Consider the following 19,732-nt stretch of genomic DNA (forward strand, 5'->3'; position numbering starts at 1 on the left):
TCCATCCATTAATAAAACATTATATGAAAAAACATATACTCTTGGGCTGCATAACCATCCTGGCCACCATCTCTTTCAGCGCACAAACGTATATCACCAACGTTACTATTGTAGATGTTGAAAAACAAAAACTGATACCCAATCAAACGGTGTTCATAAATGATGGTAAGATCATTGACATTCAGAAAAGTGAAAACAACCTAAAATTATCTCAAGGTGCCCTCGTCATAAATGGTTTGGGAAAATACCTCATTCCAGGTCTTGTGGATGCACACATTCATTTCTCACAAAACGGAGGTTTATATACGCGTCCTGATGCCATCAACCTCACCAAATATAAAGACTATCAAGAAGAGATTGAGTTGGCAAAATCAGACATGGAGACTAAGCTTAAACGCTACCTTCAAAACGGCATCACCACCGTCATAGATGTAGGTTCTACTTTTAACCTTGTGGATCAAACTAAAACCTTCGCCACTTCATCCACCTCCCCTGACATTTTTATCACAGGTCCTTTGCTTACGACTTACAAACCTGAAGCTTTTGCAGGTTTGGAAAATGATGGACCTTTTATACTGACAACAACAAAAGAAGAAGGCATTGAAGGTGTCAAAAAACAACTACCTCATAAAACCGATTTCATTAAAATTTGGTACATCGCTGGCGCAGACGGATTAAGCGTTGAGGAAAGTGCACGCAAGAACTTGCCCATCATCAAAGCGGTCATTGATGAAGCCCATAAAAACAACTTAAAGGTTGCGGTGCACGCCACTGAAAGAATCACAGCACAATTGGCCGTAGAAAATGGTGCGGACTTCTTGGTGCATAGTGTGGATGACGAAATTTTAAAAGATGACTTTATCCGTTTGATGAAGAAAAAGGGTGTTATTCTGTGTCCTACCCTAACCGTTCATGCAGGATACGTTGATACTTTTGGTCAAAAACTCCAGTTTAGCAATCATGATTTGCGCGAAGGAGACCCTTACCAATTAGGTTCTTTGTTGGATATGGAACATATACCAGACACCGTATTGGTGAATCAATATAAAAGCTATGCAAACAGTCAAAAAACCGAAGATAGGCTTGAAAAAAGGGTGTCCATTTCTATGGTTAATCTCAAAAAACTGTCGGATGCAGGTGTATTGATTGCAACGGGAACCGATGCAGGAAACATCGGAACCTTGCATGCATCCTCTTATCTTGGGGAGTTGAAGGCAATGAAAGAAAGTGGTATGAGCACTTGGGATATCTTACAGGCATCCACGATCAACGGAGCAAAAGTTTTAGATAAGCAGAATAAATTTGGCTCAATAAAAACAGGAAAAAAAGCCAATTTGGTTTTGTTGGATGCGAACCCTGTTGAGGACCTGGAAAACCTCACAAAAATCCATACGATTTTCAATAAAGGAGAAGCGCTTAAGCCCAATCAGTTACTAAAGGACACTCCGGCTGATTTGGCACAGCGTCAACTAAATGCCTATAATCTTCGAAATGTGGAAGCGTTTCTAGAACCTTATGCCGATGATGTAGAGGTGTATACCTTTCCAGATAAGTTGATTTACAAAGGGAAGGATATCATGAGAAAGCAATACTCTGCCATGTTTGATGCTACACCCGATTTGCATTGTGAATTAAAAGAACGCATTATTCAAGGAAATATCGTGATCGATAAAGAGAGTGTAAAATTTGGCAAACAAACAGTAGAAGCTGTTGCCATTTACCATATTGAGAACAACAAAATCAAAAAGGTTTATTTTATTCAATAATACTCATTTAACCATTTCTGCTCACGTAGTCCAAATTGTTAAAAATTTAAGTATTGCCTAGGGACATTTAACTCAATCCATCTTATTTTAAACTCAATAGATGTTGCCTATTTTCTGTGTCATTTTAAATAAGTAATTTTAGATTGATGGTAGGCGCTTTAGCCTTTAATCATATATTAAACTCTAAAAATTCGACTCATGAGAGACGTTATAAAATTTGCATTAAAAGCCAGTGTGGCACTTTTCATTATTGGGGTTGGCACAAAATTGGGCAAGGATGCCCTTGAAGCTTTACAAGACTATCAGGATAACAAAAACAAAGTGAACGATGGACAATTCGAATAATATCATAGATTCCTCATTAGAGGTGGCACATAGTACGTTAGATAATTTTGACAGCACCCTTGGAAAGATTCCAATTTACAAAGCTGGTCATAATCTGGGTGGTTTTATAAGTGGCTTAATTGACAAAATGGTAGATATGGTACCAAATAATGATAGTCAACACAGTTCTAAAAACAAGAAAGAACATCTTTAGGAAGCCATTATAGATTTCCGATAAGTTTTAGAGTTGACATATTACCAAAAATCCGTAAGTCTTTATAAGTCTTATGAGAGATGATTTCTAGTTGAACAACTTTAAACGTTAATGTTTTATTAGAATCTACTGGATTTTAGATGAAAATGGTTATTATGTGAAGGCTATGAAACCTATACTAGGAATATTTCTAATTATGACTTTACATTCTGCATTTGCACAAGAGTTTCCTGAAATTATTGAAAACGAAATTATCACGGCTTTGGATTACTATCCAGAGTTGAAAGATACCCATATTGAGTTCCGTTTTAAGAAAAATATCAAGAAGTCAACCATGCAGGCCAGACCAACATTTGGAAGCTTTTTCAGGTCTAGGAAAAACAGAAAATATGTGATTCTTATCAGCGAAACCTTCAAAATTTCTGAAAAACGATTTTTAACAACGGAAATCCCTTCACGAATTTTAGTGGGATGGATTGGTCACGAGTTAGGACACATTGTAGACTACCAAGATAGAAGTAAGACGAATCTTATTTGGTTTGGACTCAAATACCTTTTTTCTGATAATCATATTGTAGAAGCAGAACGAGCTGCCGACACTTATGCAGTGTCTCACGGTATGGAAAGCTATATTTTGGAAACAAAAAAGTTCATACTGAATCATGCAGATATCACACCAACCTATAAATCGCGTATTCAAAAATATTATTTGTCTCCTGAAGAAATCATGGATTTAGTAAACGATCGAGATAAAGCAGTAGAAGCCGCAACTAATCTTGTGCATTGACAAATGCTTCCCATTCTTTGAATTTTTCTTCGTTCATGACACGTTCCATTTTTACCTGACCACCTTTCTTTTTATTAGCACCACTCCACTCATAAAATAATTCAGGAGATAGCAACTTTACCTTCACACCTTTTAAGGCCTTGCCTCGAGCAACGCGGTAATTTTTGTTGGCATTCTTTAGAAAAGCATCCAACTCTTCAGATACTGTACTAGAATCCAAATCATCATCACTACCTAAATACCAACAGTGGTAAAACTCATCATCCTCACAACGTTTTGCGCAAATAGTGTATTCCTTGATTTTGGCAGAAAAATGTTCCTCCAGATGCTTCATAGCATCATCCATTTTGTTGACGGATAATTGCGAGCCTACTGTGTTTAAAAAGAATTTAGTTCGTCCTGTGATTTTGATTTCAGCTTTTTCAATGTTAGTAAACGCAATAGTGTCACCAATTTCATAGCGCCATGCTCCACTGACGGTGCTCATGACCAGCACATAGTCTTTATCCAGTTCCACCTCTGCCAATGAAATAGAAGGTGCATCTTCAACTAGCGAACCATCTTCATTGATGTATTCTGGTTTAAATGGAACAAATTCAAAATAAATGCCTTCATTAGTAACCAGCTTCATCGCATCTGTATCCGGACGCGATTGGAAGGCCACAAAACCTTCGGATGCCAAATAGGTATCAATCACTGTTATAGGTCGGCCCAACAAGGCATTAAAACTCTTCTCATAAGGACCGAATGCTACACCTCCTGAAGTATACACATTGAGATTAGGCCAAATTTCATGAATGTGATTGAGATTATGTTGCTCAATTACCTTTTGAAGCATCAGTTCAATCCATGAAGGGATGCCACTTAAGGCTCCAATATCCCAATTTCCTGCATTATCTGCTATAGTTTGAACACGTTCATCCCAATCGTCAATCTTTGCAATTTCTTCCCCAGGCTTGTAATAACTTCGAAACCAAAAAGGAATATTGCTAGCACTGATACCGCTTATTTCACCCTCCAAATGACCTTTGTTTTCTTTTAATTCAGTAGAGCTTCCAAGCATCATAATTTCTTTCTCAAAAAAATCAGCAGGAAAATCATATTTACTTAATGAGAATACCTGCTGAATGCCTGTATTTTTTATGGCTTCAATCATATCAGCGGTTACAGGAATGCGCTTGCTCTTTTTTCCGGTGGTACCAGAGCTCAAGGCAAAATATGTAGGATGACCAGGCCAAGTGACATTTTCTTCACCTTTCTGAAGTCGATGCCACCATTCGTCATTCATTTTGTTATAATCAAAATAGGGAACCGTTTCGGCGAAATGTTTTTCAAGATTGTCAGATTGTAGAATCTTTTCGAATTGATAATGTTTTCCAAAGTCGGTATCTTTTGCTTTTGTCAACAATTTTTTGAGCATTTCCTTTTGCTCTGCAACCGCATTAATTTCTGAAGTTAATGTATCCTTAACGTCTATGACACCTTTGATGATGTTACCGAGAATTGCCATGAGATTTTGATTTAACCAATAATAATGTCGAATAAACCACAAGTTGTAAAAAATCAGACAACTATTTTATCATTTTGAAGATAAGTTTTAACTTATTTGAGTATTTGATAGTCTCGTTCAGTCATTGTCATAAATCTTTAATCCATAATGAACCTTTTAAGAAGGAATTTTAACTTTAAAGCAAAAAAAACTATCAATATTAAAAAAGAGTGTTTTTGGAATCCCATATATTTTATAACTTAACAGAAATTCAACCAAAATGCGTCTTAAGTCTTTCTTGATAGGATTTGGGGTTATTGCCATCTTACTGACCTTATTACCATTAATTCCATCAGACTATTGGTGGATACGTATGTTTGATTTTCCTCATTTGCAACTGACCACACTTACTTTCCTTGCTATTTTGGTCTATTATATCAAATTTGATATTAAGCAATATAAAGACTACCTGTTTATGTTTGCTCTGATTTTTTGTTTTCTGTATCAGTTTGGAAAAATAATGCCATACACGCCTGCATACGCCAAAGAAATGTATGAAAGCAGTAATAATGATAAAGCGAATGATTTAAAGCTGTTTACAGCAAACGTACTACAAGATAATGAGGAACATCAGAAATTGGCGAAACAAATTGCGGATAGAGACGCTGATATTTTGATATTGACCGAAACAGACCAAGTATGGCTCGATGCCATAAAAAAAGAGCTATCATCAGACTATCAATACCAAGTTGAAGTGCCCTTACCAAATACCTATGGCATGCTACTGTATTCCAAACTTCCTTTAATAAATCCATCGGTGCACTACCTAGTGGATGATAGCATTCCATCGATACATACCAAATTTAAAATGAAGAATGGGAAACTAGCACAATTATATGCCATTCACCCTACGCCACCTATGCCACAAGAAAATCCCAAATCAACCGATAGGGATGCCGAAATGATGATTATTGCAAAAATGGCAAAGGAGTCTAAACTTCCAGTCATCGTAGCGGGTGACTTTAACGATGTGGCCTGGTCGCCGACTTCTCTATTGTTTCAACGTGTGAGTGGTCTTCTGGATGTACGTGTAGGTCGTGGATTTTACTGCACCTTCAATGCCAAAAAAATGTTACTTCGCTGGCCTTTAGATCAAGTCTATGTGTCTCCCGAATTCAGATTACGCACCATGGAGAGTTGCGAGAGCATCGATTCCGATCATTTTCCCTTTTATGTAGAATTGAGCCACGAACCAGAAAAAGCAAAGGAGCAGCTATTAGATCCAACAACCAAAGATGAATGGGAACAAGCTAATAAACAAATTCAAAAGTTAAAACGTACCCAACGGTCAGACTCTTAAAAAATTGCCCATCCCATAATTATATTAAATCTTTTGAAAATGATGTAACACCGTTGGTGATTATCTGGGGTATCTTTATATCAATAATTTTAATAACAATTAACGATATGAAAACACAACAAAAAAAAGGGCTTTTAGCCTTATTGGGACTTGGAGCGGGAGTTTTCGCTTGGTATAAATACAGAAACCTTTCTCCAGAAAAGAAAAACGAATTGAAAAACAGAGTTAACGAAGTTGGAACACAGCTTAAAGATTCTGTAAACAGTGTAGGCAATCAATTAAGGGATTCAGCCGGTTCTTTGACAAATGGCGCATCCAAATCTGCCAACAAAATATCCGACACTGCAAAACAAGAATTCAACGATGTTGCAAGCACAACAAAACGTGAGTACAACAAAGTTGTTAGTTAATTTGTTATGAATTCCATTTGCTAAATCCTGCCTTGAGCAGGATTTTTTTATTTATATAATCAGCGCTCCCATAAGAAGTCAAACAAATTAGAAAAAATTACCTAAATTTAAAGCTAACATCATCTCACAACCTTATGAAACTCCGCTTACTCACTGTGCTCCTTTCCATCGGTTTCCTACAAACAGTCTTTTCGCAAAATAAAATTCCCGAAACACAAATTACTTGGGATACTTGGGGCGTGCCACATATCACTGCTGGTATTGATGAAGAACTATTCTTTGCACAAGGGTGGGCACAAATGCATAACCATGCGAACCTGATTTTGCAACTCTATGGCAGCTCTCGAGGTAAAGGTGCCGAATATTGGGGCAAAGATAAACTGGAGAATGACCTCATTATCCATACGCTTGGATTCGATAAACTTGCGGATGAATGGGCCACACAACAAGACCCTCAAACCAAAAAAATGCTGAACTCTTTTATCGATGGATTGAACGCCTACGCAACGGCACATCCGGAAGCTATTGAAGAATCAAATAAAATAGTACTGCCACTGACCACCAAAGACCTCAACATGCATAGTATGTATGTGGTGTTTACACGTTTTATAGGTGGTGAAGATTTGGGTCGTATCCAGCAATGGCCAGATATGGGCTCGAACACCTATGCCATTGCACCAAAGCGTTCGGCCTCTGGGAAGGCGATGTTGGTGCAGAATCCGCATTTACCTTGGTGGCAAGAGTTTTTGTTTTTTGAATCGCACCTCAATCTCAACGGTAAGAACATGTATGGCGCCAACTTGGTAGGTTTTCCTGGGATTGCCATTGGTTTTAATGATGTTTTGGGATGGAGCCATACTGACAATAGCATTGACAATGCCGATACTTATGAATTGGAGTTGAAAGATGGTGGTTATCTATTGGATGGCGTGCGTAAGGAATTCGAAAGCAGTAGCACGACCATTAAAATAAAGCAAGACGATGGTACTTTTGTGGAACAGGAATTGCCGCTCCTCAAAACAGTTCATGGCCCTGTGGTCAGTCAAAAAGAGGGCAAAGTCTTGGCATTGCGCATGGTAGGTCTCGACCGCCCAAATATGTTTATGCAATGGTGGCGCATGATCAATAGTCAGTCTTTTGATGAGTTTGAATCTGCCCTGAAGATGGCGCAAATCCCTTTTTGGAATGTGATGTACGCCGATAAGGACGGCACCATTTTTTATCTGTTTAACGGCTTGGTGCCTAAACGCACCGAAGATACTTGGGAGTACTGGGACCGTATCATTACTGGGGGGAAATCGGCTGATGTATGGACACAGGTACACGCCTATGACGATTTGCCGAAATTGAAAAACCCTGCCAATGGTTGGTTGCAAAACTCAAACGATCCGCCATGGACCAGCACCATCCCTATGACTTTGAAACGACAAGACTACCCTGGTTATATGGCACCCTTTTATATGAGCTTTCGTTCACAACGCTCGGCGCGCATGCTGATGGAAGATGAGAGCATCACCTTTGATGAGTTGGTGGATTATAAACTTTCCACCCGATTGGAGTTTGCGGACCGTATTCTAGATGATTTGTTTGCTGCCGTAGATGCATCAGACAATCAAAAAGCCAAAGAAGCAAAGACAGTTCTAGAGCAATGGGACAAAGCATCGGACGCTGATAGTAAAGGCATGTTGCTGTTTTATAATTGGGCACGAAAATTCAACGTTTGGAAGTCTTCAAATTATTCCAAAGCTTGGGACAAATCTAGTCCCGAAAATACACCAGATGGTATTGCCGACCCATCAAGAGCTGTCGAATTGCTAGCAGAAGCTGCCACAGATATTGAAACAAAATTTGGTAACCTTGCCACGCCTTGGGGTGACTACTATCGCATTCAATACAACAACATTAACCTGCCAGGAAATGGTATCGATGGCAGTATGGGTGTCTTTCGAGTGGCGTGGCCCGGAGGTGCGGACGATACACATATGTACATTGGTGGTGGTGACTCGTGGGTGGGTGTGATTGAGTTTGGCGACTCACCAAAAGCCAAAGTGCTCTTAAGCTATGGCAACGCTACCCAGAAAAACTCAAAACATAATGGTGACCAATTACAGCTCTTTTCAGATAAAACTTTGAGGGATGCCTGGCTCACTCAAGAGGCGATCAAGTCGCATACTGAAGCTATAGAAACCAGAACCAAAAATGGTTTTATATTAAAACAATAGAAATTCATATGGAACCTATTGCCACTACCAAATGGCTGAAAGAACACCTACATGATCCTAATCTCATCATTCTCGATGCTAGCACGGAGGGCAGTGCCGATGGCAGTAAAAAGTCGGATAGAACAGAAATGATTCCATGCGCTCGATGGTTTGATCTTAAAGGTGTGTTTTCTGATGCCACCAGTGTATTTCCCAACACTCTACCTACTGTAGCACAGTTTGAAGAAGGATGTCAAAATCTGGGAATCAGCAATCATCATAAAATTGTTATTTATGACCATTTTGGAGTGTATTCGAGTCCGCGAGTGTGGTGGCTTTTTAAGGTGATGGGACATAAGTCTGTTGCCGTACTGGATGGTGGCCTACCAGAATGGAAGGCACAAGGTTATAAGACTGTACCGACTATGGGAGCCAACTATTACAAGGGAAACTTTAAAGCCAACTTTCAACCTGAACTCATAATTAAGTTGGATGATGTCAAAGACAACATAAAGCATCCAGATTTTTTGATTGTGGATGCACGTAGTTCTGGTCGTTTTAATGGCACTGAATCAGAACCGAGGGCTCATTTAAAAAGTGGACACATTCCGAATTCAGTGAACATACCTTATCAAGAGGTTTTGGATGGCACCCATTTTAAAGACAAAAGCACTTTAAAAGATCTATTCAACCAAAGGTGTTATGGTAAAAAGAATTTGGTCTTCAGTTGTGGCTCTGGCCTCACAGCTTGCATCGTAATGTTGGCAAGCAACCTCTCCTACTCTGACAGCCAAAGAATATATGATGGCTCCTGGACAGAATGGGCCCAATCTAGTTAACAGTGGTCAGTGGTCAGTGAATTAGTCAAAATAGAACACACCTCCATCACCTGTTTCGCCCTTTTTGCCCAAGCTATTGAATTTCCAACTGAAGCTTAACATAAAGTACTGTTCCAACACGGTACTTTGCTGGTCTTGAATGAAGTTTTGGGTTGCCGTACGCTGGGCATTGGTATTTTGATTGAGCAAGTCATAGACCTTAAATGTAATCGCTCCCTTATCCTGTAAAATGGAATATGCCAGGGTGGAATTCCAAAACCATGAACTCTTTTGAAAACCATCGGCCACATTAGGATTGTAGGTATAATTGATATCATTACGCCATTCCAAACGCTTTGGAAAGAACGTGGCAGTCCTGATACCTAAATTATGGCGTAGAAATTTTCTGTCCTCCAAATTGTCCAAGTCATAGGTGGTAGTATTAAAGGATAGTCTATAGTTTGGACGTATCTCGAACAGTTTTTTCCAAGTGTAGGTCAAACTCATAGTGGGTGTAAACAGTAATGATTTGCTGGCATACCGCACCCCATTGTTAAAGTTGATAGACCTATTAATATTCGAATTAAAGCCAACACGTGCTTTGACCGTTTGTAAGCTATCGACCTTGAAATCCTTGGAATAGCTTGCGCCGATGTAACCATAATACGCCCCATCGACATTTTCATAAGTGGTGTTTCGCACAAAATTCTCATTAATTGTGGTTTTGGATACTACCTGGTCATTGGTAAGTCCACCGTTCGCATACAAGTAAAAACCCGTACCTTTTTGAAAGTCGAATTTGTTGAAGCCGAGATAAGCACGATGCTCTTGTATTGGTCTCAAATCTGGATTACCAGTAATAGTGTTCAACGGGTCAGAGACATTCTGGAATGGCTGTAGCTGTGAAATCTCTGGGGTTCGGTTGCTATAATTATAATCAAAATACAAAGACATTTTAGGATTGAAACGGTAGTTAAAGCCTGTACTGAACTCCGGTAATTCAAAATCACGCTTCAGGTTAAGACCTGGTCGTAACGCATCTCTATTTTGAATGGTACGAAAGGCATAGCCCGCACGCACATTGAAATTCATTTTTTCGGTAGTATACACTAATTTCATTCCAGGTGTACTGATGTCGCTTTTGCTCGTAAAGTCGGTACTCAAATCAAAATTAAATTGGTCATATGCTTGCGTAGTCTCATTGAAATCAAAAGTACTTTCTCTATTTTCCTGTTTTCTTAAATCGTAATTGTACCATAAATCTACGAACCATTTCTTGTCAACAATGGGTATACGATAGGTGATGTTAGAGGATTGGTGATTGTTGCTGCGCTCGCTATCCGCAAATTGGTCCCGTATCAGTTGCGAGGGATTATCTCCAAAGACATCGGTTTCTGAATAAAGGAAATCGTCAGATTCGGTGGAATTAATGTCAAGATTCATTTGGAGACGTAAGAATGATCCTTTGCTTCCGAACTTTTTCGTCACTTGTAATTCGTTGCTGAAATTCTTCCCAATATTCTCTACATAGGAATCTGTAAAGGATTGATTGGTCAAATCAAAATTCTCATCCAAGGATTCCTCTTGCCTTTGAAATGTAGTGGATGCCCTAGAGTAGCGAAAATTCGGATCAAAATTCATCAACAGGGTTGAGTCGACCTCAACATCAAACCCGAGATTTACCGTATGTGCATCAGTATCAGCTTGAGATGATGAATTTGAGTTGGTAAAGTATCTTGAATCTGGCAAAAAGTTTTCACGTTGTGTCGAGGTGGCATTATCGGAATGACTTCCTGAATAAAAATAATCTGTGGAAATATCCACACCCTTTTTTAGTTCATCGGCATAATTGACACCAGCGGTATTGGACCTTGTAATCCCTTGTCCTCCACCGAAGGAACGACCATCAATGGTAAAGGAGCCATTGCCACCGTCAAAAGAAATGGAATTGGCGCCTCCAAACATTTTTCTAATTTCACCGAAACTAAAACCTGCCGAATTAATGTTGTTACCACCTGCCAAGACACTGATGCGCTGTTCATTGTCAAAAATATTGACCATACCTGCATACTCATAACGCTCGTCAGTGCCTGCGCCAGCTGCCAAACGCCCAAACACACCTTTGTTGTTCTCTTCCTTGATGGTCAGGTTGATGGTTTTATTTTCAGAATCGCCTTGTTCACCCGTAAAACCTTCAGATTTTGACTTGGTATCTGTAATCTGTACTTTCTCGATGATTTCTTTGGTAAGATTTCGAGTGGTGATGGTCGGATCGTCACCAAAGAACGGTTTGCCATTGACCAATATCTTATTCACCTCTTTTCCATTTACTAAAATCTTACCTTCATCATCTACCTCAACGCCTGGCAATTCTTTCAATAAATCTTCAACATTCGCATCTTTTTTCGTTTTGAAAGAAGCAACATTAAATTCAAGGGTATCTTTTTTTACGGTAATTGGCGCTCGGGATTTGATGATGACCTCATCGAGCATATTGGCTTCAAGCATAAAAATCTTCCCCAAATTGATGTTTTCTTTATTCAGACTGATTTCTTGATTATACGTTTCAAAACCAACCAGAGAAATGATCAATCGTAACTTATCGACATACACCCTGTCCTCCAATGTGAATTTTCCTTCTCTGTCAGTGATGGTGTAAGTAACAAGTGTGCTATCCTTTGGCGTCTCCAGATAGACTGTGGCTGATTCCAGAGGAATGCTGTCTTGCTCTGCAACAAGGGTGCCTTGAATTTTGAATTTAGTTTGGGAAAATGACAAACTGGCCCAACATAGGGCAATAACGATAAGAATGTATTTCATTTGATTGATTGATGATTAGTAGCTTTTTCAAAAAAACGAATATAAACCTCTTTTCGTATGACTTTTCTTAAAAAAATTATAAAGTTGGGAAATTAAACTTTATTTCTTCCTCATATACACACTAATAGGAACGCCATTAAAATCGAAATTTTCTCTTAATTTATTCTCCAAAAAGCGTTTGTATGGTTCCTTGACGTATTGAGGCAAGTTGCAGAAGAAAGCAAATTGCGGTTGAGGGGTCGGCAACTGCATGATGTATTTTATTTTTACAAACTTACCTTTTAATGCTGGAGGTGGATTGTTTTCAATGATTGGCAACAAAACCTCATTCAGTTTACTAGTCTTTATTTTTTTGGAACGATTGTTAAATACTTCCACAGCTGTTTCGATGGCTTTGAAAATACGCTGTTTGTTTAACACAGACATAAAAACAATAGGCACATCTGTAAAAGGCTCTATCTCTTTGCGAATTCGTTTTTCAAAATCGCGCGCAGAATTTGTTTCCTTTTCAATCAAATCCCACTTATTGACCAAAATGACAATACCTTTTCTGTTACGCTCTGCCAACCAAAAGATATTCTGAACCTGTCCGTCAAAGCCACGATTAGCATCAGCAACAATCAAACACACATCGCAATGCTCAATGGCACGAATACTACGCATTACCGAATAAAACTCTAAATCTTCCTTGACTTTTGATTTTTTACGAATTCCAGCAGTATCTACCAAATTGAATTCAAATCCGAACTGGTTGTATTTGGTATCAATGGCATCACGTGTAGTCCCAGCAATGTCTGTAACGATATATCTGTCCTCGCCTATCAAGGCATTGATGAAAGAAGATTTCCCAGCATTTGGGCGACCTACCACAGCAAAGCGTGGCAATTCTGATTCTACTTCCGGCTCATAAGGTGGCAACGCCTCTACCACAGCGTCGAGCAAATCGCCCGTTCCGCTACCGTTGGTACTAGCAATGTTGAAATACTCACCAAGACCGAGTGCATAGAATTCTACAGAGTCTTCAGCTCTTTTGTTATTATCGACCTTATTGACAGCCAAGAACACTGGTTTATTGACCTTGCGAAGTAAATTTGCGACATCTTCGTCCATACCTGTGACACCTGTTTCCACATCGACCATAAAGATGATCACATCTGCCTCATCGATGGCGAGTTCCACCTGCTTGTCAATTTCGGCTTCAAAAATATCGTCGCTTCCCACCACGTAACCACCCGTATCGATGACGGTAAACTCACGGCCGTTCCACTCGGTTTTTCCGTAGTGTCTATCTCGAGTGACACCACTCACGGCATCTACGATGGCTTCTCTACGCTTAATTAAACGGTTAAAAAATGTAGATTTCCCAACATTCGGACGACCTACTATGGCTACTATGTTACTCATTGCTTTTGATTTAATCTGCGTTACATCTCCTGTAAGCGGGTGCAAAGATAGGATTTAGTGTTCAGTATTCAGTGTTCGGTGTTCAGTTTTTTTGGGTAACAAGTTGAATAAGAAAAATTAGCAGTCTAAAAACCGAGACTGACAACTGCAAACTGATTACTGATTATAACCAAATCGCTTTAATTGTCTTTGGTCGCTTCGCCAGTTTTTATTCACTTTGACATACAATTCCAAATGCACCTGCTTTCCGAAGAATTTTTCCAAATCCTTACGAGCTTCTACTCCTACTCGTTTCAATGCCGAGCCTTTATGACCAATAATAATTCCTTTTTGGGTATCACGCTCCACCATAATCACTGAACGCATACGTATGATGTCTTCCTCCTCAAAAAACTCTTCAGTTTCAACTTCAACCGCATATGGAATTTCTTTTTTATAGTGAAGCAGTATTTTCTCACGGATTGTTTCGTTTACAAAGAAGCGTTCTGGTTTGTCAGTCAATTGGTCTTTAGGATAGAATGGCGGTGACTCTGGCAATAAGTCAATGATGCGATCAAATATCTCCACAACATTGAAGCCTTGCAATGCCGAAATAGGATAAATCTCTGCATTTGGCACTTTAGATTTCCACAGTTCCATTTGCGCTTCCAGTTCCTCTTGATTGGATGTGTCGATTTTATTCAGAAGCAACAAGACTGGAATTTTTGAATTGGTAATTTTGTTGAAGAAGGCCTCATCTTTTAATTCCTGCTCGCCAATTTCCACCATATACACCAAAACATCGGCATCTTCAAAAGCCGATTTTACAAAATCCATCATTGATTCTTGCAACTCATACGCAGGTTTGATGATTCCGGGAGTATCTGATAAAATCACCTGAAAATCATCTCCATTGACGATACCCAGAATACGATGTCTTGTAGTTTGAGCTTTTGATGTGATAATGGATAATTTTTCACCTACAAAGGCATTCATTAAGGTAGATTTACCAACGTTCGGGTTCCCGATAATATTTACAAAACCTGCTTTGTGCATCTGTTATATTCTAATTTTCAGCAAAGATACGGTTTAAGTAGTCAGTATGCGGTGTTCAATATTTAGTTTTTTGCCCTAAACAAAGATGAAACAGTTTTCATCGTAAACGGTTTTTAAGAATTTTCAGCTTTAGTTTCCTTTTCCATTTTGTCTAAAAGCTTATTCAATTCTGTGTGAGAATCGTGACCATAAAACTTGGAATACACGCGTGTGAATTCAGCGCCAAAAAAGAAAATTAAGCACGAATAAGATACCCATAACAATACTAAAACAATGCTTCCGGCAGCACCATAAGTAGACCCTGGATTTGATTGTCCGAAATATAAACTCAACAAGAATTCACCAAAAACAAACAATATAGCTGTGATGATGGCGCCAATCCATACCGTTTTCCATCGGATTTTGGTATCTGGCATATATTGAAACATCAAGGCGAAAAGTGTCGAGATAATTCCTACCGACAAGACGAAATTCAGGATATAAATTAAATATAGCACCACATCAGGGAATACCCTTTGGATGTAATCTGTCAATGCCGAAATTAGCGTAGTCACCACAAAACTGATCAATAACAAAAATCCTATAACCAATATAAACGCAAAACTTTTCGCACGATCTGTCAGTATCTTGATAAGGCTGAAACTCGAAATTTCTCGAACCTTCCAGATTTTGTTCAGCGAGATTTGTAATTGATAAAAAACACCAGTTGCACCAAACAAAATACTGGCAATTCCAATAATGGTTGAGATGGTATTGTCTTTTGTGTTTTGCGTATCAGAAATCATTGCCAAAATGGACTTCGCAGCTTCTGGTCCAAGCGCTGATGATATTTGAGAGTTCAATTGGCCTGTGACTATTTCTTCACCCCAAATACTTCCAACCATATTAATAAGAATGACCAACAATCCTGGCAAGGACAGCACTGCGTAATACGCCACAACCGCACTCAAACGCCAAGGATCATCCTTATCCCAAGCTTTGTAGGTTTCAACGACCAATTTTGGGAGGTCTTTTAATTTAAATTTTCCTTCTTTTGAGTGATTCTCCATTACCTAAAATTACAACTTAAATAATTTGACTTTTTAAAAAAAATGTCAAAAAAACAGTCGTGCGACAAAATTAGGTGTCAAGCCCAAAGAATTTTGATCAATCCTTTGACTGTTGCCATCATTAACGCGATAGGTAGTATTGATAACATTTTTGTCATTGAGTACATTCCAAACAGAGACACCAAAGGTTCCCTTCATCTTTTTGGAAACATTGCAATCGTATAAGGCAGAGACATTGAGACGAAGATAGTCATCCAAACGACTGCTATTGGCCGGCTGGTAATTGATTTCACCATCCACAACTGTATTGTTTTCGAATGGGTGTGTGGCAGGCTTTCCAGTGTGCCAATTGACACCAGATGCAATTTTAAAATGATTCGTGCTATACGTCAATCCCAGAGTGATGTAATGTTGAATATCATAATTACTTGCAAAATCAGTTTCAGGAAGCGCGTTAAAGTGATATGTATTGTCCATAAAAGCATAGCTCAACCAAGCATTAAAATTGCCTAAACGCTTTCTGACCAAAAAATCCACTCCTTTTACATCATAGCTTCCAGCAGTTTTTACAAATTCATATTGATTTTGAAAACCTTGGCTTTGCGTGGTGATACCGTCAACGGTTTTATAATATCCTTCGGCACTCAACAACCATCCATAATGATTGTAGCTAATGCCAGTGGAAATCTGCTTGCTCTCAATAATAGGAATATCTTGATCATTTGATAATTGCCAACGGCGTTTTTCAATCCCCAAAAAGTCACTTTGAAAATTGATTATTTGAGACGTCAGCTGATGTTTGAATTCTCCCAATACTTCAAATGTGAAATAATTCAAAAATTTCTGGTTAAAACTAAAACGGGGTTCGATAATTGTCTTTTTGAATTTGTCAATATAGTTGATACGTCCACCAAATGAAAAATTGGTTTGTCTATTGACTGCAGCAAAATTGACCTGTGAATATGCCGCATACGTTCTTACAACTTCTGATATCAACAACCGATAACGAGGTCTATCCACATCATCCAAGTTAGATACTTTGGTTTCAACAAATTGATGACCTCCCAACAGCTGAAACCTTTTATTAATCCTGAAATATGTGTTGAGTTTTACGCTTGTTTCAGATACACTATTTTCCTGCAAAAAACGCTGTGAATCCAAAACATTTGCATTGAAAGCTTGTAATTTATAATCCGTTTCGTGCACATCAAAAATTGTTTGCCATCTATCATCCCAAGTCCGTTTGTACTGAAACCCTGCCGCAATACTGTTTTGAGAAATTTTACTTCGTCTCGATTCTTCACTCGAATTTACAATGGCATTTTCATCAAATACCAACTCATCGGCTACGTTTATAAAGTTCAAACGAATCTCATCTTTCTCGCTTATTTTATAGAGCCATCGCAAGGAAGTATCGTAAAAATCAAATGTCTTGTCTGAATTTACAATATTTGATTGGTTAGTCTCAACTTCAGTATTTTGGGAGATACGCTCAAAAAATTCCTTGTAGGTAGGAGTTTCCCAAAAATCGCTAATCGCTTTTCTGGCAGCTATCTGAATGGATGATTTTTTACCTATAGGAATATCCACGAAGGCATTGGCGTCAATAAAATTGACCCCGACACTCCCTTTGAATGTTTGATTGACATCATCATCTGTTTTCATAGCAATAGTACCAGAAATCCCGTCTGTATATGTAACGTCTGTACCATTTTTCAACAACGATACTTTTTGTGTGATTTGCGGATTGAACATCGAAATCAATCCAAAAAAATGACCAGACTGATACATTTTAATGTCATCCCAAAGGATTAAATTTTGGTCGTGGGTTCCACCTCTAATATTGATGTTTGAGACAGTCTCATTTTCACTTTGAATGCCAGGAAACGCTTGAACGGACTGCAAAACATCAGTTTCTATAAGTCCTGGTAGAATGTCAAAATTTGAAAAATCTATCTCATAGGTTCCATTGTTCACCTTATTGATACCACTGACGATGTAATCGGAAATCACAACTTCTGCCAAAGACTGCAATTCGGCTTCCATCAATAGGTCCTCACATTTCGTCTTATCAAAACTTTTTGCCGATTTAAGAAGCGTTCTATAGCCCAAATGTCGAATAGAGACAGTTTCATTTTGATTCAATAGCATCAATTCAAAAAAGCCATTTTCATCAGTAATTGTTGAATTTTTGCCCGAACTCACTGTAGCAGCTGTCAAAGCCGTTTGATTGTCTTTTGACTTTAGATAACCACAGACCATTAAATCATTTGGCCTTTGGACCGACACAAAATTATCATTGAGAACTTTAAAAATAAGTCCCGTTTTTGACCTTAAGTAATTAAGAGTTTCTGAAAAAGAGAGCTCTTGCGGTGGAGGGATTAGATAAATACCCTTTATGGTGTCTTCCGTATAATTGAATTGATAGTCATAGCGCATTTGAACTACTTCCAATACCAAAACAAGAGGACGCAAGTTGTTATTATCTTGTGATATCACAGCATTTGACATCACAAGACTGAAGAAAACCAATAAAAAATAGCACCTATTTTTTATGACCATATATGACAACTTCCTTTTGCGATATGATAGTGTAGCTTAAATTTAAAGGTTGAGTGACAGAAATCAATGCATTGTCCAAATTATTATGCACAAACCCTCCTGTGAACAACGGGTTTTTATCAAAATTTTCAATTGTAACTTTGATTCCATATTGACGTTCCAGTTCGGCCACAACTATCTTAAAAGGTAATTTTTCAAAATGACTTGTATTTTGAAGCCATTGAGGCTCGCTTGAGGTTGTTTCATTTTGGTAAACTTCCCCATTGAGTATACGGAAGGTTTTGCCAGCAGTAAGCGTCTCAACTTGGTTTAATTTGGTTACGACCTTGACGACGCCTTCAAAACACTTTACTTCGAATAATTGATCACGTTGATTAACACTGAATTGAGTGCCGACCACTGAAACTACACCTTCGGACGTTACGACATCGAATTTGCTCCCTTTTTCTACTTGGAAAAAAGCCTCTCCGTGCAAGTTGATTTCACGGTTGCTGTTCCAATGTCTTTTTCCATATTCTATATGAGACATTGCGTTTAAAGTTACCATTGAAGCATCAGGTAGTTCAACCGTAGTTTGTTGATGCGCCAATGTATCGACTTCTGTTATGGGATTATAAAAAACCGAAAAATAAACACCAAGGGCAATCACAATGACGCTTGCGATCCTTAAAAATGGATTAGTCCATAACGGTTTGACTTTAGAGGATTTATTTTCTTGGAGTTTTTGTTTTAATTTTTCGAAGCTCTCAACTTTATGAGCCTCGGAAGCCTTGAAATTTTTGGCTGTTTCTACAATATCAAGATACGATTGATAATCCTTCAAAGCTTTGAAAGACTCCAATTCTTCAGGCGTCAATTCATCATTGAGCCACTTTTTAATCAAGTATTCGTGTTCCATATTCATCCATATAACAATTTAAGGCTTCAATGTCCTGATTATTTAATTGAAAAAATATCCAATTCTTCCTTAAGGCTTTTAAACGCTGAATAAATTCTATATTCCACAACTTTCTTGGTCACTCCCAATTGATCAGCAATTTCCTGATGTTTTTTACCTTCCACTTTGTTGAGCAAGAATGCCACTCGCTGCTCTTCGGTAAGATTGCCCAATGCTTTTTGATATGCAATTAAATACTGTTCTTTTTCCAACAAAAATTCTGGAGTTTCATTGGTATGTTCAGTGGGTTTATTTTTTTGATACTTCAACACCACTTTTTTGTGCTTGATGTCATTCAGTACCATATTATTAGCAACAGTAAAAAGAAATGATTTTGCTTTTTCAAATGGCACCGATTTACAATTTTCCCAAAGCTTTATAAATGCTTCCTGCACTTTATCATTAGGATTGAACTGTTCGCCATATTTATAATAAATGAAGTCGTGCAAATCTTGAGCAAACTTTTTATAAATGTTTGCAAATACACTATCGTTACAGACTGACTCTTTAACTTCTTTGGACAAGGGGTTGAAATTTGATTTTTAAAAATAACTAA

At 38.3% G+C, this 19,732-nt stretch carries 16 protein-coding genes; 8 read left to right on the forward strand and 8 right to left on the reverse strand.

Going from position 1 to position 19,732, the window contains the following annotated elements; genetic code table 11:
- Positions 1 to 23 precede the first annotated feature (23 nt).
- The 4 genes from M0G43_RS05830 (at position 24) to M0G43_RS05845 (ending at position 3,091) form a co-directional block, all read left to right on the forward strand.
- A complete protein-coding gene (locus M0G43_RS05830; protein ID WP_248024333.1) occupies positions 24 to 1,766 on the forward strand; it encodes an amidohydrolase family protein in 1,743 nt (580 codons plus the stop codon).
- 198 nt (positions 1,767 to 1,964) lie between these two features.
- Positions 1,965 to 2,111, forward strand: coding sequence for a hypothetical protein (locus M0G43_RS05835; protein ID WP_248024335.1), 147 nt, complete (start codon positions 1,965 to 1,967; stop codon positions 2,109 to 2,111).
- Positions 2,095 to 2,304 (forward strand): hypothetical protein, encoded by a 210-nt coding sequence (locus tag M0G43_RS05840; protein WP_248024337.1) that lies wholly within the window; start codon positions 2,095 to 2,097, stop codon positions 2,302 to 2,304. Before M0G43_RS05835 ends, M0G43_RS05840 begins: the two co-directional genes overlap by 17 nt.
- A gap of 196 nt (positions 2,305 to 2,500) precedes the next feature.
- Positions 2,501 to 3,091: a hypothetical protein gene (locus M0G43_RS05845; protein WP_248024339.1), complete on the forward strand. Its 591-nt coding sequence runs from the start codon at positions 2,501 to 2,503 to the stop codon at positions 3,089 to 3,091.
- Here the strand turns inward: M0G43_RS05845 and M0G43_RS05850 are convergent.
- Positions 3,075 to 4,601, reverse strand: a complete 1,527-nt coding sequence (locus M0G43_RS05850) for a GH3 auxin-responsive promoter family protein (RefSeq protein WP_248024341.1) — start codon at positions 4,599 to 4,601, stop codon at positions 3,075 to 3,077. The genes M0G43_RS05845 and M0G43_RS05850 overlap by 17 nt on opposite strands.
- A gap of 259 nt (positions 4,602 to 4,860) precedes the next feature.
- Between M0G43_RS05850 and M0G43_RS05855 the strand changes: the two genes are divergently transcribed.
- The 4 genes from M0G43_RS05855 to M0G43_RS05870 all read left to right on the forward strand — a co-directional run bounded on the left by M0G43_RS05855 (position 4,861) and on the right by M0G43_RS05870 (position 9,390).
- On the forward strand, positions 4,861 to 5,940 hold the full coding sequence (locus M0G43_RS05855; RefSeq protein ID WP_248024342.1) for an endonuclease/exonuclease/phosphatase family protein: 1,080 nt from the start codon (positions 4,861 to 4,863) through the stop codon (positions 5,938 to 5,940).
- Between the two features lie 107 nt (positions 5,941 to 6,047).
- Complete coding sequence (locus tag M0G43_RS05860; protein ID WP_248024343.1) at positions 6,048 to 6,350, forward strand: YtxH domain-containing protein; 303 nt, start codon at positions 6,048 to 6,050, stop codon at positions 6,348 to 6,350.
- A gap of 134 nt (positions 6,351 to 6,484) precedes the next feature.
- Positions 6,485 to 8,572, forward strand: a complete 2,088-nt coding sequence (locus tag M0G43_RS05865) for an acylase (protein WP_248024345.1) — start codon at positions 6,485 to 6,487, stop codon at positions 8,570 to 8,572.
- Between the two features lie 8 nt (positions 8,573 to 8,580).
- Positions 8,581 to 9,390 carry a sulfurtransferase gene (locus tag M0G43_RS05870; RefSeq protein ID WP_248024347.1) on the forward strand — a complete coding sequence of 270 codons (810 nt, stop codon included), beginning with the start codon at positions 8,581 to 8,583 and terminating at the stop codon, positions 9,388 to 9,390.
- A 21-nt stretch (positions 9,391 to 9,411) separates the two neighbouring features.
- On the opposite strand, the gene M0G43_RS05875 is transcribed toward M0G43_RS05870, so the two are convergent.
- From M0G43_RS05875 to M0G43_RS05905, 7 genes are all read right to left on the reverse strand, one after another.
- On the reverse strand, positions 9,412 to 12,189 hold the full coding sequence (locus tag M0G43_RS05875; protein WP_248024348.1) for an outer membrane beta-barrel protein: 2,778 nt from the start codon (positions 12,187 to 12,189) through the stop codon (positions 9,412 to 9,414).
- Between the two features lie 99 nt (positions 12,190 to 12,288).
- On the reverse strand, positions 12,289 to 13,593 hold the full coding sequence (gene der, locus M0G43_RS05880; protein WP_248024349.1) for a ribosome biogenesis GTPase Der: 1,305 nt from the start codon (positions 13,591 to 13,593) through the stop codon (positions 12,289 to 12,291).
- 156 nt (positions 13,594 to 13,749) lie between these two features.
- Positions 13,750 to 14,628, reverse strand: a complete 879-nt coding sequence (era, locus tag M0G43_RS05885; protein ID WP_248024350.1) for a GTPase Era — start codon at positions 14,626 to 14,628, stop codon at positions 13,750 to 13,752.
- A 113-nt stretch (positions 14,629 to 14,741) separates the two neighbouring features.
- A complete protein-coding gene (locus M0G43_RS05890; RefSeq protein ID WP_248024351.1) occupies positions 14,742 to 15,677 on the reverse strand; it encodes a YihY/virulence factor BrkB family protein in 936 nt (311 codons plus the stop codon).
- A gap of 45 nt (positions 15,678 to 15,722) precedes the next feature.
- A complete protein-coding gene (locus M0G43_RS05895; RefSeq protein WP_248024354.1) occupies positions 15,723 to 18,176 on the reverse strand; it encodes a TonB-dependent receptor plug domain-containing protein in 2,454 nt (817 codons plus the stop codon).
- 46 nt (positions 18,177 to 18,222) lie between these two features.
- Positions 18,223 to 19,137 (reverse strand): FecR family protein, encoded by a 915-nt coding sequence (locus M0G43_RS05900; RefSeq protein WP_248024356.1) that lies wholly within the window; start codon positions 19,135 to 19,137, stop codon positions 18,223 to 18,225.
- A 38-nt stretch (positions 19,138 to 19,175) separates the two neighbouring features.
- On the reverse strand, positions 19,176 to 19,700 hold the full coding sequence (locus M0G43_RS05905; RefSeq protein ID WP_248024359.1) for an RNA polymerase sigma factor: 525 nt from the start codon (positions 19,698 to 19,700) through the stop codon (positions 19,176 to 19,178).
- Positions 19,701 to 19,732 lie beyond the last annotated feature (32 nt).

Origin of the sequence: Subsaxibacter sp. CAU 1640, assembly GCF_023156585.1 — a bacterium.
Taxonomy (GTDB): Bacteria; Bacteroidota; Bacteroidia; order Flavobacteriales; family Flavobacteriaceae; genus JBPOFM01.